Raw genomic sequence first — 15,832 nt, 5'->3', positions numbered from 1 at the left:
AGATTTTAATTTAAGGTTAAATTTGATATCCTTCGCCCCACAGTTTGGCCTCTCTGGCGCTGTTGATTCAATTAGTTGAAGACGACCAATGGCAAGGGAGAGCCAAGTTTCCAAGGATGTCCACTCCGAATTCTAATTATAAGGAGGGACCGCAATGAGAGGAAAAAAGTCGTGCTTGAAGCCTACCGTAAACACGTCGAAGAGCGTGCTGCCGAAGGAGTTGTTCCTAGACCCTTAGACGCTGAACAAGTTGCAGGACTTGTTGAATTACTAAAGAACCCGCCTCAAGGTGAAGAAGAGTTTATCCTCGACCTCCTAGAGAATCGTATCCCACCAGGTGTTGATGAAGCTGCTTACGTTAAAGCCGGCTTTCTGACGGCCATTACCAAAGGTGAAGTGGAATCACCTCTCGTGAGCCGTGAAAAAGCAGCTGAACTGCTGGGTACAATGCAAGGCGGTTACAATATCGAATCTCTCGTGTCATTGCTTGATGATGCAGAGCTCGCCCCTATCGCGGTTAAAGCCCTATCACACACGCTACTGATGTTCGATGCCTTCTACGATGTCGAAGAGAAAGCAAAAGCTGGCAATGCTTATGCGAAGCAGGTGCTTACGTCTTGGGCTGAAGCGGAATGGTTCCTATCGAAACCTGAGCTTCAAGAAAAGATCACGCTCACTGTCTTCAAGGTAACGGGTGAGACAAACACCGATGACCTATCCCCAGCACCAGATGCATGGTCGCGCCCAGATATCCCTGTGCACGCGCTAGCGATGCTTAAGAACGCTCGCGATGGCATTGACCCGGATCAACCAGGCTCAATTGGTCCAATCAAACAGATCGAAGCGCTGAAAGAGAAAGGTCACCAGCTAGTTTATGTCGGTGACGTTGTGGGTACCGGCTCATCTCGTAAATCAGCGACCAACTCTGTGCTTTGGTTTATGGGTGATGATATCCCTAACGTACCAAACAAACGCGCTGGCGGTTACGTACTTGGCGGTAAGATTGCACCTATCTTCTTCAACACAATGGAAGACGCAGGGGCGCTACCTATCGAAGTTGACGTGACTAAACTTAATATGGGTGATGTGATTGATGTTTACCCATACGAAGGCAAAGTTTGCGACCACGCTACGGGTGAAACGCTGGCTGAATTTGGTCTAAAAACAGACGTATTGATTGATGAAGTCCGTGCTGGTGGTCGTATTCCGCTTATCATCGGCCGCGGTCTAACAGACAAAGCGCGTCAATCTCTAGGCCTTGCTCCTTCTGAGGTGTTCCGTCTTCCTGTGGCTGCTGAAGATACAGGTAAAGGCTATACGCTTGCTCAGAAGATGGTGGGTAAAGCATGTGGCGTTGAAGGCATTCGTCCGGGCACATACTGTGAGCCTAAGATGACAACGGTTGGCTCTCAAGATACAACCGGCCCAATGACGCGAGACGAGCTAAAAGACCTAGCGTGTCTTGGCTTCTCAGCTGACCTTGTGATGCAGTCATTCTGTCACACGTCTGCGTATCCAAAACCGGTTGATGTGAACACGCACCATACGTTGCCTGATTTCATTATGAACCGTGCTGGTGTATCACTTCGTCCAGGTGATGGTGTTATCCACTCATGGCTAAACCGCATGCTACTGCCAGATACAGTAGGTACAGGTGGTGACTCTCATACGCGTTTCCCTCTAGGTATCTCTTTCCCTGCAGGCTCTGGCCTAGTTGCGTTTGCCGCAGCGACAGGCGTTATGCCACTGGATATGCCTGAGTCTATCTTGGTTCGCTTTAAAGGTGAGATGCAGCCGGGTATCACGCTACGTGACCTTGTTCATGCCATCCCTTACTACGGCATCAAGCAAGGCCTGTTGACGGTTGAAAAAGCAGGTAAGATCAACGAGTTCTCTGGCCGTATTCTAGAGATTGAAGGTGTTGAGCACCTAACGGTTGAGCAAGCATTTGAGCTTTCTGACGCATCTGCTGAACGAAGTGCCGCGGGTTGTACCGTTAAGCTATCTCAAGACTCTATTTCTGAGTACCTGAGCTCGAACATTACTATGCTTAAGTGGATGATTGCTGAAGGCTACGGCGACCGCCGTACAATTGAGCGTCGTATCACTGGCATGGAAGAGTGGCTAGCAAACCCTGAGCTAATGACAGCTGACGGTGACGCAGAATACGCTCACGTGATTGAAATCGACTTGGCTGACGTAACAGAACCAATTTTGTGTGCGCCAAACGACCCAGATGATGCTCGTCTGCTATCTGAAGTTCAAGGTACTGAAATTAGTGAAGTATTCATTGGTTCATGTATGACGAACATTGGTCACTTCCGTGCCGCCGGTAAGCTTCTAGAGAAGTACAACGGTCAGCTTGATACGCGCCTATGGGTTGCGCCACCAACGAAGATGGACCGTGACCAGCTTACTGCAGAAGGTTACTACGGTATCTTTGGCCGTGCGGGTGTTCGTATTGAAACTCCGGGCTGTTCACTGTGTATGGGTAACCAGGCTCGCGTAGCGGATGAAGCGACGGTAATGTCGACTTCGACACGTAACTTCCCGAACCGTTTGGGTACTGGTGCGAATGTCTATCTAGCGTCGGCTGAGCTTTCTTCAGTGGGTGCGATTCTTGGTAAGATCCCAACTAAGGAAGAATACCTAGAGTACATGAAGCAGATTGACCCGACGGCAGCGGATACCTACCGTTACCTAAACTTCCACCGTATGGCTGAGTACACGGAAAAAGCAGATACTGTGATTTTCCAAGAGCCTGCGTAACGGCCAATAAGGCTCTTTATGGAGCCCTATATAAGCACAAAAAACCGCGGTACTAGCCGTGGTTTTTTATTGTCTTCTCTATGCTCTATCCTATAGCTGCTGAGGAGGCCGATGGAGAGCTTCACTAGCTGGTGAGTAATCGCTGCAGCTTATCTCGTAGGCTAATGATGTAATCTCGCTCAGGTCCTTGCTTGTGGCAGTGCTCTAGAATGTACTCTACCGAGCTGAGTACCGTGCGCCACCTCGGTGTCTTCGGTAAGGTTTCTAGCCTCAAATACTTGTCGAGTGTTCTGGTTTGCAGTGTGCTTCTATCAAGATAGACGCGCCAAAGACCACTTTGCTCTGCAAAAGCAAACTTGGACTGTCCCGTCACCTCTTCCCAGTAACTTAGTGAACTTGTCATGGTCTCAACAAGGACTTCACGCATGATTTCTGGGCGAGATTTTTCTTCGCCCTCAGCTTTATCTGCCAAGCGAGTAAACTCGCCACCAAGCTCTTTGAGCTCTCTGAGTTTGGCTTTATCGCCCTCAATAGCGTAAGTAGAAAGAGCATCTATAGCGGTCTCTAAGTTCTTAACCCTGCTTGCATCAAGGGATTGTCCCTGCTCGAAGATATAGATACTCTTCAGACCTGAACCTTGCGGTAGAGTAAGAACATCGGCATTGATATGTTGACGTACATCGTCGACGAAGGCGTCTATTTCGCCAAAGTAATGCTCTTGATTGAGGTGGATAAACTTAGGTGCAATCAACTCTTCGATGCTAGCTCGTTTCAGTTGCTCAATGGTGCGCTTGAATAATCGAGCCGCACTTTGGTTAGCAAACTGTACCTTTAAATCTTCGCGAATACACAAGATGGCTTCAGGCGCATTATCAAGCTGCTCTATTAATCGACCTTGTGTCTCGAGTAGACTTGCCTCCACTAATGCTCGCTGTTTGAGCTCGTACTTAAGGGTTTGGTTTTCGGCGCGACGTTCCTCGGCTTTACTGGCTTGCAGATGCGCCGCGATACGGGCTGCGAGTTCAGGCTTGCTAAACGGCTTCGCTAAATAGTCATTGGCGCCGAGCTCGAAACCGCGCACTCTATCTTCTGGTTGGTTAAGTGCGGTCAGCATAATCACGGGCAGGGCGGCGTGGTCATATTTCTCTCGCACGGCTTCACACACTTCAAAACCACTCATTCCTGGCATCATGATATCGAGAAGCAGTAGCTCTGGTTTCTCTTTTTCAATCTGCTCTAAGGCCTCTATGCCGTCTTTTGCAAGCCTGACTTGATAGCCCTCAAGCCTTAAGAAGCTCTCAAGGATTCGAAGGTTAACCGGCTCATCATCGGCGATCAGCAGCACAGGACCATCAGAGTTCTCTGGCAGTACTTCTTCCTCTTCGAGCTGCAACTCAGTGGATTCGGCGATCTGAAAGTGACTGACGCTGTTTGTTTGAGATTGTTTTTCAATTTCTTCTTGGGTCGCAAGAGGAAGCGTGAAGCTAAACGTCGTGCCAACATGCGGTTGACTACTCACGTAGAGTGAGCCACCCATCAGTTCAATTAATTGACGGCTGATAGAGAGCCCTAGGCCTGCGCCTTGACGATAGTGACCTGAATCGTGCCCAGCTTGAACGAGTGGCTCAAAAATGTGTTCAAGTTGCTGGGCAGGAATGCCTTGACCTGTATCGACGACCTGAACACGAATGTGGTCATTCATAGCCGTGGCAGAGAGAACGATCTTACCCTCGTTGGTGTATTTAATGGCATTGCCGAGTAGGTTATACAGTACCTGTTCCAAACGTTGTGGATCCGCCGATACATAAGGAAGGGGCTCTAGTACCTGGTTGATTATGCGGATTTTTTTATCACCGAGTAGGTGGTTAGAAAGTTCGATGACCAGCTGCGTGGTGCTGGTTAGGCTAAGCGCAGAGCGCTCTATATCCAGGCTGCCATAACGCATTTTGTGATAATCGAGTAGATCGTCGACTAAGCTTGCGAGGCGCTGTCCGCTGTTGACGATAATGTCTAGCTGGTACTTGTGATTCGCCCCGATAGGTCCATTCGCGCCAGAGATCATTGCCTCAGCGATGCCTATCATGCCGTGCAGTGGGGTTCGAAGTTCATGAGAGGTAGTGGCTAGGAACTCATCTTTTAGTTTGTCTGCAACCTGCAACTCCTCATTTTGTTTCTTGATGATGGCAAGGCTCTGTTCGAGCTCTTGGTTTTGACTCTTAATCAGCTCAATCTTGTCTTTAATCGAGCGTCTCATTCGCTCAAAGCTCAATGCCAGGCGACCAATTTCGTCACCGCGCTCTAGGCTAATAATGGAAGGTTCTAGATCGCCACCAGAGGCACGCTCCGCTGCCCATGTTAACTTGAGAAGTGGTGAGGTAATGAAGTTAGACAGGTAATGCGAGGCAGCAACCACCACAACGATGGCGGTGAGCATGGCGATCACAAATAAGGTTTCAAGCTGTTTTACGCTGGCAAACGCGATGGCTTCTGGCGTTTCGACAACTAACGCCCAATGTGTTGTGCCCAGCGCAATAGGAGTGAATGCGGCAAAGTAATCTTCACCTAGGGCACTTTGATAGCTGCTGACATCCGAGATGCCTGATAGCGCCATGGCGATGACTTTGTCACTGTTGGCGATAGTTTCTGGCGTGAGTCCGAGTAATTTCGCTGAGTGATCGCTACCAACTAAAAGAATATCAATGTCTGCTGGTGTGCCGTCAGTGATGAGTTTGGTGATGCCACTTATCGGCAAGCGGAACATGGCATAACTGTGAAGATAGCCTTGCTGTATGATGGGCGCGCCGATCCAAGCGTACTGTTTGTCATTGTAGCGAGCAAAATCCGAGACAATGACAGGCGTGTATTCTTCATTTTCTTTGCGTTTGCTGCTGACCTCTGACTTGAGACGCTTAAAGGTTTCACCTAATACCTGCGTTGAAAAATCACCGGTTTCTAGATTGGTACCGAAGTAGTCGTATTTGTATACCGAGTAGGTCACGTTACCCGACAGATCCACTAAAATGATGTCGTCAAAATCGGAGCGCTTTAGGTGCTCCATAAAAGCTCGATGATAACGTTTGTGCAACAGTCGGTAGCGCTCACTACCAACAAAACTGCTGGAATCTGGGAGAATCGCGGTTTTGATTTTATCACCAGAGCCTTGAATATAGCGCTCCTGGGCATGCTTTCTTGCTTGCTCTACATCGTCACCAAGACGTTGAAATGCATTGACCAGGCCATAGAAGCGTCCACCACTTGCATAGGCAAGCTCAGAGCGAACAAACCCCATGGCTTCAGATTCTTGCGCTTGGAAATAGTTGAGTAGCTGTTGTTGTTTGGTGTCGCGCAGTGACACAAGATGAGAGGTGCTTTGATCGCGGAGATCTTGGCTGTGTGCGTTTAGAAAGAACAAAGCGATGATCGTCAGCGGCGTAATACTTAACACCAAAAACGCCATCATCAAGGTATTTTGCAACCGTTTGAACTTCTGTTTGCGACGCAACTTCAACATAGGGGTTATGCACTCTCACATTATCAATAAGATACTCTTAACCTAACCAATTTATCGACTTAATTTTTGTTGGCAAGTAAGTGACGGGCAAAGCGTGTTGAGGCACACAAAAATGTGTATGGGTGGTTAAGGTTGTAGGAAAAATGGAGGTTTGTGGTGATGAAACGCGTATTTAATGCACCACTTGGATCCAAAAGATGTCACCAAGTGGTAGAAGACAATATGCTGTAAAGTGCTTATTTTGCTGCGTGATAAATGGCGAACTTGCGATTTTTGTCGACAGTCTCACAGTTGCCAAAATGCTGCTCAATGATAGGTGGATACCTTAGGAAACTGTTGGCAACAATCCAAAGCTGGCCTTGATTATTTAGCTGGTTAGGTGCGTCAGCCAAGAGGGTTTCGGTTGCTGAGTAGCTGGTGTCTAGGCCCGCATGAAAAGGTGGGTTACTGACGATGAAGTCATAGCCCTTGCCTGTGTCGGAGTAGACGTCAGAGGCGAACACCTCGCCAGACAAGCCATTCGCCTCTAGGGTTTGTTTGCTTGACTCAATAGCAAAGGCATTGATATCACACAGGTTTAGCTTGATGTCTGGGTTTTTAATTCCCATGTAAGCGCCGATAATGCCGGCACCGCAACCAAAGTCGAGGACTTTGCCTTTTAGCTCTGGTAGGTTATTGAGCAGCAATTGGGTGCCGTGATCAAATTCACCATGGCTAAATACACCTGGCAGGCTTTTAACCTTTATCTCAACACCGTTGAGTTCGACATCATAAGTCTTAAATTGGCTATGCAGGTCAAACGCTGCAGGCGTTTCGTGGCATACACCCCAATAGAAGGAGCAGCGTCTTGCAGAGTCGTACTTGTTGATAGGGCCATAAGAGGCAAACATTTTTTCAATGCTTTTTACCCCTGAGCGATTTTCACCAACGACGACGATCTCTGTCTCTTTGCCGAGCGCAGCCAGCGACATGTGCAGCAGCATTTGTGCCTCAGCTTTCGCTTTTGGCCAGTACAGCAAGATCATATCTGCATCAATATCATCAGGAAGTGATGCACCGAATAGAGTGCGAATCTTCGATGATGATTGTAGGGAGCGATAGGTAATGTAGTTGCTGGTAAAAACCGTCACCTTGTCGCAGTGGCGACTCAGTTCAATTGGAAAGCTGTCCTCAATTTCGCCAATGACCAATACACGTTTGTCTGCAAAATACTCTAGTTGTCGTTCTGCGATTTGACTGGGTGCGATGTAGCTTGCCATGGCGATGTTTCTCTCGAAATAAAAAGGGAGGCGATTCTCTCACAAACCCCTCCCTGAAAAAAGACTCTAGCTTCTATCTTGCCCGTCGAGGAATTCTTTAAACTCCTCTTCGTACATGTTGAACAGTACCATGGTAATCGCAAAGATAAGCGGTCCGTATATCAGACCGATAAGACCAAATAAATGGATACCACCCAGCAGTGAGAAGAAAATCATTAGGGTGTTCATGCCAGCACTGCCTTGCATGAGCAGTGGGCGCAGCACATTATCGATAGAGCCAACAACGGCGATACTCCAGATAGCTAAGAATAGCCCCCAACCAGTTTCACCGGTAATCAGCAAATACGCCGTCGCCGGGATCCAGATAAGCGCGGTACCTACGACCGGAATGAATGATGCAAAGCCCATCATAGTGCCCCAAAACAGACCTGGGAAACCGGCCATCCACATACCAAATCCGCCAGCTGCACCTTGAGCAATTGCGGTTAGGAATGAGCCCATAACCGCAGACTTTGACACTTTTTCGATCTCGTTGAGTAGACGATCTTCTTGGCTGCGAGAAAATGGCAAAATATGACGAATCGCGGCGATGATCTTGTCGTGATCGCGCAGAAGAAAGAACAAAACAAACAACATCAAGAAGAAGTTCATCAGGAAGTTGGTTGCGTCCCCTAAGATCTTGGCGCTCATCGCGACTAAATTTGAGCCTAGTGAAGTGGCAAACTCAGCGGCTTTCTGAGCAATATCTTGCGGATTGATAGCATCAAAAGGCAGGTACTCGTTAACAAAATCAAGACCAGTCACAACCCAAGGGTGGGCGATGACCTCCTGAATACCCCCGCCAGTCACCCATTGATACATGTTCTGGGAGAACACGGAGCCTTGTTGAACGATGGCGCTAAATACCAGCATGAGCGGCATGACGATAATAAAGGTCAATACGATACAGGAGAGCAAGGCGACGATGTTTTTGTGTTTCGGCAGCTTACGCTCGATCCACTCATGGATTGGAAACATCAACAGTGACAAGATAAAGGCCATGACAATGGAGTTGATGTAAGGCTCCACCAAGAGATAGCAGGCAAACGCGGCAAATAGCAGGGCTACGACGAGCACCCAGTGGCTGGCCGTCACGTTCATTTTGTTGTTCACAGAGTTTCCTTTTCACTGGACGTGTTTAGCGTTATGTCGTTGTGCGTTCGACAAAAGCCGACAGACATACGCAGTGTTGGTCATATAATGGACGTAAATCTTTGAGTGATCAATTTAAAATAGTGTCAGAATTGACGAGAAAGGAGTGGGTTATGGGCTGTTGTAGCGGTGAAAAAAACTGTGAACAGAGTAAGAAAAAAAGACGCCCTTTACCATGGTTTACAATCACAATTGGGCTGTTGGTATTATTGGCGGTTCTCAACTGGCAGGGATAAAAAAGGGCTGAATTGTTCAGCCCTTTCCATTAATCAATTAGCATCCAGCTTGAGATTATGCTTCTTGCGCCAGCATAGCGAAGCAGCGGTCAGCGGCTTCCAGCGTTGCATCGATCTCTTTTGAACCATGAGCTAATGAGGTGAAGCTGGCTTCAAACGCCGAAGGTGCTAGATAGACACCATGGTCCAACATTAGGTGGAAGAAGCGCTTGAAGCGTTCGATATCGCATTTCGCGACATCTTCGTAGCAAGTAATAGTCTCTTGCTCAGTGAAGAAGAAGCCAAACATGCCGCCCACCTGGTTTACGACCAACGGGATACCGTGTTTGTCTGCCAGTGATTTGAAACCGTCAGCAAGTTGTTTGGTCTTTTGAGCCAGACGCTTTTCATTGCCTTCTTCAGACAATAGTGTCAAACAAGCGTAACCCGCCGCCATAGCGATTGGGTTGCCAGATAACGTACCCGCTTGGTAAACAGGGCCCGTTGGCGCAATGTGTTGCATTACTTCTTTACGACCACCAAACGCACCTACCGGCATACCACCACCGATTACTTTGCCAAGCGTCGTTAGATCCGGCTTGATGTTGTAGTAAGCTTGAGCGCCGCCTTGAGCAACGCGGAAGCCTGTCATTACCTCATCAAAGATAAGCAGTGCGCCTTCCTCGTCACAGATCTGACGCAGGCCTTCGTGGAAGCCTTCAACTGGTGGGATGCAGTTCATGTTGCCTGCAACGGGTTCAACGATGATGCAGGCAATCTCGCCCTTGTTTGCTTCAAACAGCGCTTTTACGGATTCAAGATCGTTGAAGCGAGCTGTCAGGGTGTATTTTGCAAAATCAGCAGGCACACCAGGAGAGCTAGGTTGACCAAGTGTTAACGCACCAGAGCCCGCTTTTACCAACAGGCTATCTGCGTGGCCATGATAACAACCTTCAAACTTCATGATTTTGTCGCGACCTGTGTAGCCACGAGCTAGGCGGATAGCACTCATTGTTGCTTCTGTACCCGAGCTCACCATACGAAGCTGTTCCATTGAAGGTACTAGCTTGCGAACGAGCTCCGCCATGTTGATTTCCATTTCAGTTGGGGCACCGAAGCTAAGGCCACGTTGAGCTGCATCGATAACCGCATCGCGAATCACAGCGTGGTTGTGACCAAGGATCATTGGACCCCATGAACCTACGTAGTCGATATACGCTTTACCATCAGCATCAAAAATCAATGGACCATCGGCACGTTCAACGAAGATAGGTGAACCACCTACGCCGTTAAAGGCACGAACCGGAGAGTTAACACCACCAGGGATGGTCTGTTGCGCTTTTTCATACAGCTCAGCTGATTTGGTCATGGAAAGTTCCTCTTTGCTTGTTCGGACCAAGTGTGCAGCATTGTACATCTCCAAGCGGAATCGAGAAGTGTTTTGAGCACATTTTCTTATATTGATACGAGTTTTGGGTACATCTCTATTAATTTGAGTTTGTCTAATACTTGAACGAAGCACTCAGGTATTAGATAATCGAAACCAATAACTTTACAAAAGACAATGATGCTCGACTAAGTATCGAGTGCTGTTGAGTCGTCGCAAGGCTGGTTTGCCAGAAGTGTTCGTTTTAGAACACTATAAGTGAAGGGCTGTTGCGATTGAGTAGCAAGAGAGGTTCCCGTGAGTGATGTAGCTATTCCATTAAATTTTTCTGATGCCGCGGCAACGCGCGTACAAGCGCTGATCGCAGAAGAAGAAAACCCAGAGCTTAAGCTTCGTGTTTACATCACCGGTGGTGGCTGTAGTGGTTTTCAATACGGTTTCACGTTTGATGAAAGCGTTAACGATGGTGATACGACCATCGAAAAATGTGGTGTAACGCTCGTCGTTGATCCAATGAGTCTACAATACCTTGTAGGTGGCACAGTGGACTATACAGAAGGTCTTGAGGGTTCACGTTTCTTCGTGAATAACCCAAATGCCACAACGACGTGTGGATGCGGTGCATCCTTCAGTGTCTAATCAGTGTGGTTAGAAAGGCGAACATTAGGTTCGCCTTTTTTTTTCTCTACAAACCGTCAATTGGATAAAAAATGCGAGACTCGTAGCAAAACCGTCTGCAATTACCGCTTCTCGTTTTGTTAAAATTGCGACAGTAGTCAGCTTAGCGCGTTAAACAGTAGGATATCGTTTAACGATTGATTGCTAATTGTTTTTTAGAACCAACAGTGACCTTTATACGTACAAAGTCACTGATTTCACTAAACAACGTTAGTGTCGGAATACAATAATAAGGAAATTACTATGGCAACCACTCAAAGTGGCAGCTTTCTATCAAGACGTCCTTGGCTAATCTCTTTGGTTTGCGTGATCGCTTTGTCTATTTGGCTTGGCCTCGGTGTACTGAAGGCGGAAGAAGCACCTCCTCAGAAAAAAGAACAAACCATTCCGCTAGCCCGTGTGGTCTATCAAGAATTTACTGCTGAGAACATAGAAAAGAAGATCGATTTGTATGGTCGAACGGCCCCCGATCGCACCGCTAAACTGGGCGCTGAAATTGCGGGAAAAATCATCAAGCTTAATGTGAAGAAAGGCGACAGTGTAAAAGCGGGACAAGCCATTGCTCAAATAGACAAGGGTGATTTGAACATTCAGCTTGAGCGTGCTCAAGCGATGCTAAACGTTAGACAACAAGAGTTTAACGCGTCTAAATCGCTAAAGAGCCGAGGCCTTCAAGGGGAGGTTGCCTACTCAACCGCAGCAGCAAATCTGACCGAAGCGAAAGCAATGGTGAGTGCTGCTCGATTGGCATTAAGAAACACCACGGTGACCGCGCCGTTTACCGGTATCGTTGATCACTTATCGATTGAGCTCGGTGATTTCGTCGGCATCGGGGATCCGGTTGCGACTCTCATTGATTTAGAAACCTTGGTCATTGAAGCGGATGTGAGCGAGCGTCACATTCAAAAATTAAGTACTAATCAAAGCTCTAAGATCCGATTTATCGGCGGTGAAGAGGTGACGGGTACTTTGCGCTACATATCGCGTGTTTCTTCCGTCTCGACCAATACCTTCCCTATCGAAATCGCTGTGCCGAATCCAAATCAACGTATCCCTGCTGGGGTGAGTGCTGAGGTGGAACTAGCACTTGACCAGCAAATGGCAATCAAGATTACTCCAGCCATGCTTGCGCTTGATGAGACGGGCAATTTGGGCGTGAAAACCCTCAAGAACAATCGCGTTGATTTTGTGCCAATTCAGCTTGTTAAAGCTGAGCAAGATGGTGTTTGGCTCACCGGTCTTGGCGATACCAGTGACATCATCGTTCTCGGGCAGGGATTTGTTAGGCACGGTGATGAAGTGGATGCCATTAGTGTGGACGAGGCGAATCAAATCGCTGAGCAGCAGTAGGGGGCAGCATGTTTTCATTGATTGATGCGGCGCTGTCTCGCGCCCGAACCATGCTCACTCTGTTGGTCATGATCCTGATTGCCGGTGTGGTGACCTATAACACGATTCCTAAAGAATCGAGTCCGGATATTACCATCCCAATTATCTATGTCTCTGTGGGGCACCAAGGAATATCGCCTGATGATGCCGAGCGACTTCTTGTCAGGCCGCTAGAAAAAGAGCTTCGTTCTATTGAAGGCGTAAAGGAGATGACGGCGGTGGCATCTGAGGGGCATGGCTCTGTCACCTTAGAATTCAACGTTGGCGTTGATCTTACCAAGGCTATGGCTGACGTCAGAGATGCGGTTGATCTGGCCAAACCTAAGCTACCAGAAGACAGCGACGAACCGACAGTTAACGAAGTGACCTTTGCCTCTCAACAGCCTGTGCTGTCTGTCGTGCTATACGGTACTGTTCCCGAGAGGACCATAGTGCAATTAGCGAGACAGCTTCGTGATAAATTGGAGAGCTACCGACAGGTTCTCGAGGTGGATATTGCCGGTGATCGCGAAGACATCGTTGAGATCGTGGTCGATCCGCTGTTGATGGAGAGCTATGGGCTCGATCAAGGTGATATTTATAACCTGATTGCGCTAAACAACCGTGTTGTAGCAGCGGGTTTTGTTGATACAGGTTACGGCCGCTTCTCGGTGAAAGTGCCTTCCGTTTTCAATAGCTTAAAAGATGTGTTGGAGCTGCCTGTTAAGGTTGATGGTAAGCAGGTCATTACCTTTGGTGACGTGGCGACTGTACGTAGAGCGTTTCGTGACCCAGACAGTTTCGCCCGTCTCGATGGCCGCTCAGCTGTTGTTCTGGATGTGAAAAAGCGAGCGGGCGAGAACATCATCGAAACGGTGACTTTGGTCAAAGAGGTGTTGAGACAGGCTCAGCTACGAGACGAGTGGCCGAATAACCTGCAGGTGAAGTTCACCAAAGATGAGTCGAAAGATGTAAAGATCATGCTCAATGATCTGCAAAACAATATCCTTTCCGCCATTATTCTCGTTGTTATCGTGATTATCGCGATCCTTGGAGTTCGAACTGCTCTATTGGTTGGGATCTCGATTCCGGGTTCCTTCTTAACGGGCCTCTTAGTGCTGTCGGTATTTGGGCTCACCGTCAACATCATAGTGCTGTTCTCTCTTATTATGGCTGTTGGTATGTTGGTGGACGGCGCGATCGTGGTTACCGAGTTTGCGGATAGGCGAATGCAAGAGGGCACACCACGAAAAGAGGCGTATCGAGATGCGGCTAAGCGAATGGCGTGGCCGATCACCGCCTCGACAGCGACGACATTGGCAGCGTTTGCCCCATTGCTATTCTGGCCTGATATTACCGGCGAGTTCATGAAGTACCTACCAATGACCTTGATTGCCACGCTAACGGCATCCCTTGTTATGGCGCTGCTGTTTGTGCCAGTGCTGGGCGGTCTTATTGGTAAGCCTCAATATGTCTCTAAAGCTCAGCAATCCAAGATGGTGGCACTGCATGAGGGACAGTTTGATAAGGCCACCGGGATCACCAAGCTTTATTACCACACACTGAATATCGCTTTGGGTCATCCATTAAAAATCCTATTGTTGGCAATTGCTATGGCGATTGGCGTGGGCTTTGCCTACAACAAGGCAGGTCTAGGGGCAGAGTTCTTCCCAGAAGTAGACCCTCCGTACTTTAACGTTAAAGTGCGCTCACATGGTGATTTGTCTATCAATGAGAAAGACGAAGTGATGCGTGTGGTTGAGAAGGTGATGCTTGGGCATGATGAGTTTGAAAGCGTCTATACCAAAACAGGTGGCAAGGATGAGATTGGTGTCATTCAGATAACGCCAGTGGATTGGCAATATCGCCGTAAAGTGAATGCCATTATTGAGGAGCTTAAACAGACCACCGATCAATTCGCTGGGGTCGAGATTGAATACAAGTTCCCTGACGCGGGTCCTCCGGTTGAACATGATCTGGTGATTGAGCTGTCCGCTCGATTCCCAGAAGGTCTAGATGAAGCGGCTAAAACCGTCCGCCGCTGGGCCGATGGCAATAGCAAGCTGACCAATATCAGCGATACCTCTAATAAACCGGGTATTGATTGGCAGATAGACATAAGCCGCGATGATGCTGCGCGCTTTGCAGCCGATGCTACCTTGGTGGGTAACACGGTTCAGTTTGTGACTAATGGTCTAAAGATTGGCGATTACCTTCCTGATGACTCCACAGAAGAAGTGGATATCTTGGTGCGCTTCCCAGAAGAGCATCGTGACATAGGGCGGTTTGATGAGCTGAGAGTGAAAACGCCAGCTGGATTGGTACCTATTACCAACTTCGCCCAGATCACGCCAGAGCCGAAACAAGATACGATTAATCGTCTCGATGGTATTCGTATCATTAGTGTTCAAGCGGATATGGCAGAAGGCTATAACCTTGCGGTTGAGCTGCCAGGGTTTATTGAACAGCTTAATGGTATTGCGTTACCGAGCGGTGTTGAGTTCAAGATCAAAGGGCAAAATGAAGAGCAGAAGAATTCTTCTGAGTTTTTGCAAAGTGCCTTTATGGTCGCGTTAGCTGTGATGGCGCTTATCTTGATAACTCAGTTCAACAGCTTCTACCAAGCCTTGCTTATTTTGAGTGCGGTTATCTTCTCAACGGTCGGGGTGTTTGCAGGCCTGTTGGTGTTCCAGCGTCCATTCGGCATCATCATGTCTGGTATTGGTGTGATCGCTCTGGCGGGGATTGTGGTCAACAACAACATTGTTTTGATTGATACCTATAACCAGCTTATTAAGCGTGGCCTAGAGAAGCGCGATGCGATTCTACGTACTGGGGTGCAGCGTTTGCGTCCGGTGCTTTTGACCACTGTGACCACCATACTCGGTTTGATGCCTATGGTTTTAGAGATGAACGTTGATTTGATCAATCAAAAGATAGAGTTTGGTGCACCGAGTACCCAGTGGTGGTCTCAGCTTGCAACGGCGGTTGCTGGTGGATTGGCATTTGCGACGGTACTGACACTGGTTCTTACGCCCTGCCTGCTGATGCTAGGTCGAACTGAGCAGCAAGAAAAGAAGCCCTCAATACTCAGACGAACACTGCGAAAATTGAGGTCAAAACCTGAAAAAAAGCCCGTTAAGGCTGCCTAAGCTTCTAAAGCTCCATTTTCGATTATTGAGATGGGGCTTTTTTATTGGCTAACAAGAGTCGTTTCGAGTAAATAATCAGGACAGCTGATAGGTTTGTGCCAGATTTTGATTTGTTATCTAGAATTTTACTCTGAATTTAAGAGGTTGTGTCGATGGTTTGGTTGTGTCTTGGCTTCGCTCTGTAACAAATGTTGGCGATTAGGCTATTTCAGAGGGAAGTGTGTTTTTTGCGATGTTTGTCGGGTTAGACCTGATGCAAATAAAGCGTTAAAGTTGTTGCGTAAACATACCGCTTGTTATGA

The 15,832-nt window shown here is 48.0% G+C and carries 8 protein-coding genes; 4 read left to right on the top strand and 4 right to left on the bottom strand.

Annotated elements, in window-relative coordinates:
• Positions 1–171 precede the first annotated feature (171 nt).
• The gene (acnB, locus tag LY387_RS13845) at positions 172–2,769 is read left to right on the top strand and encodes a bifunctional aconitate hydratase 2/2-methylisocitrate dehydratase (protein WP_234494521.1); all 2,598 of its coding nucleotides are present in this window, start codon (positions 172–174) and stop codon (positions 2,767–2,769) included.
• A 124-nt stretch (positions 2,770–2,893) separates the two neighbouring features.
• On the opposite strand, the gene LY387_RS13840 is transcribed toward acnB, so the two are convergent.
• From LY387_RS13840 to hemL, 4 genes are all read right to left on the bottom strand, one after another.
• The gene (locus LY387_RS13840) at positions 2,894–6,280 is read right to left on the bottom strand and encodes a response regulator (RefSeq protein ID WP_234494520.1); all 3,387 of its coding nucleotides are present in this window, start codon (positions 6,278–6,280) and stop codon (positions 2,894–2,896) included.
• A gap of 236 nt (positions 6,281–6,516) precedes the next feature.
• Positions 6,517–7,539 carry a 16S rRNA (guanine(1207)-N(2))-methyltransferase RsmC gene (rsmC, locus tag LY387_RS13835; protein ID WP_234494519.1) on the bottom strand — a complete coding sequence of 341 codons (1,023 nt, stop codon included), beginning with the start codon at positions 7,537–7,539 and terminating at the stop codon, positions 6,517–6,519.
• A 66-nt stretch (positions 7,540–7,605) separates the two neighbouring features.
• Positions 7,606–8,679: an AI-2E family transporter gene (locus LY387_RS13830; RefSeq protein ID WP_419153449.1), complete on the bottom strand. Its 1,074-nt coding sequence runs from the start codon at positions 8,677–8,679 to the stop codon at positions 7,606–7,608.
• A gap of 342 nt (positions 8,680–9,021) precedes the next feature.
• Complete coding sequence (gene hemL, locus LY387_RS13825; RefSeq protein WP_128648001.1) at positions 9,022–10,314, bottom strand: glutamate-1-semialdehyde 2,1-aminomutase; 1,293 nt, start codon at positions 10,312–10,314, stop codon at positions 9,022–9,024.
• 315 nt (positions 10,315–10,629) lie between these two features.
• Between hemL and erpA the strand changes: the two genes are divergently transcribed.
• The 3 genes from erpA to LY387_RS13810 all read left to right on the top strand — a co-directional run bounded on the left by erpA (position 10,630) and on the right by LY387_RS13810 (position 15,530).
• Positions 10,630–10,971 carry an iron-sulfur cluster insertion protein ErpA gene (gene erpA, locus LY387_RS13820; RefSeq protein WP_042475971.1) on the top strand — a complete coding sequence of 114 codons (342 nt, stop codon included), beginning with the start codon at positions 10,630–10,632 and terminating at the stop codon, positions 10,969–10,971.
• Between the two features lie 282 nt (positions 10,972–11,253).
• Positions 11,254–12,360 carry an efflux RND transporter periplasmic adaptor subunit gene (locus LY387_RS13815; protein ID WP_234494517.1) on the top strand — a complete coding sequence of 369 codons (1,107 nt, stop codon included), beginning with the start codon at positions 11,254–11,256 and terminating at the stop codon, positions 12,358–12,360.
• Positions 12,361–12,368: 8 nt separating this feature from the next.
• Entirely contained in the window at positions 12,369–15,530 is a 3,162-nt protein-coding gene (locus LY387_RS13810) for an efflux RND transporter permease subunit (protein ID WP_234494516.1), read from the top strand.
• Positions 15,531–15,832 lie beyond the last annotated feature (302 nt).

It is taken from the genome of Vibrio maritimus (genome assembly GCF_021441885.1).
GTDB classification, from domain to species: Bacteria; Pseudomonadota; Gammaproteobacteria; order Enterobacterales; family Vibrionaceae; genus Vibrio; species Vibrio maritimus_B.
Note: the sequence above shows the minus strand (reverse complement) of the source record. Positions and strands in the feature narration are given on the sequence as shown.

Excerpts from the sequence above, each read along its gene's own strand:
- LY387_RS13840 (WP_234494520.1), bottom strand. The coding sequence starts at position 6,280 with ATGTTGAAGTTGCGTCGCAAACAGAAGTTCAAACGGTTGCAAAATACC.
- rsmC (WP_234494519.1), bottom strand. The coding sequence starts at position 7,539 with ATGGCAAGCTACATCGCACCCAGTCAAATCGCAGAACGACAACTAGAG.
- LY387_RS13830 (WP_419153449.1), bottom strand. The coding sequence starts at position 8,679 with ATGAACGTGACGGCCAGCCACTGGGTGCTCGTCGTAGCCCTGCTATTT.
- hemL (WP_128648001.1), bottom strand. The coding sequence starts at position 10,314 with ATGACCAAATCAGCTGAGCTGTATGAAAAAGCGCAACAGACCATCCCT.
- LY387_RS13815 (WP_234494517.1), top strand. The coding sequence starts at position 11,254 with ATGGCAACCACTCAAAGTGGCAGCTTTCTATCAAGACGTCCTTGGCTA.
- LY387_RS13810 (WP_234494516.1), top strand. The coding sequence starts at position 12,369 with ATGTTTTCATTGATTGATGCGGCGCTGTCTCGCGCCCGAACCATGCTC.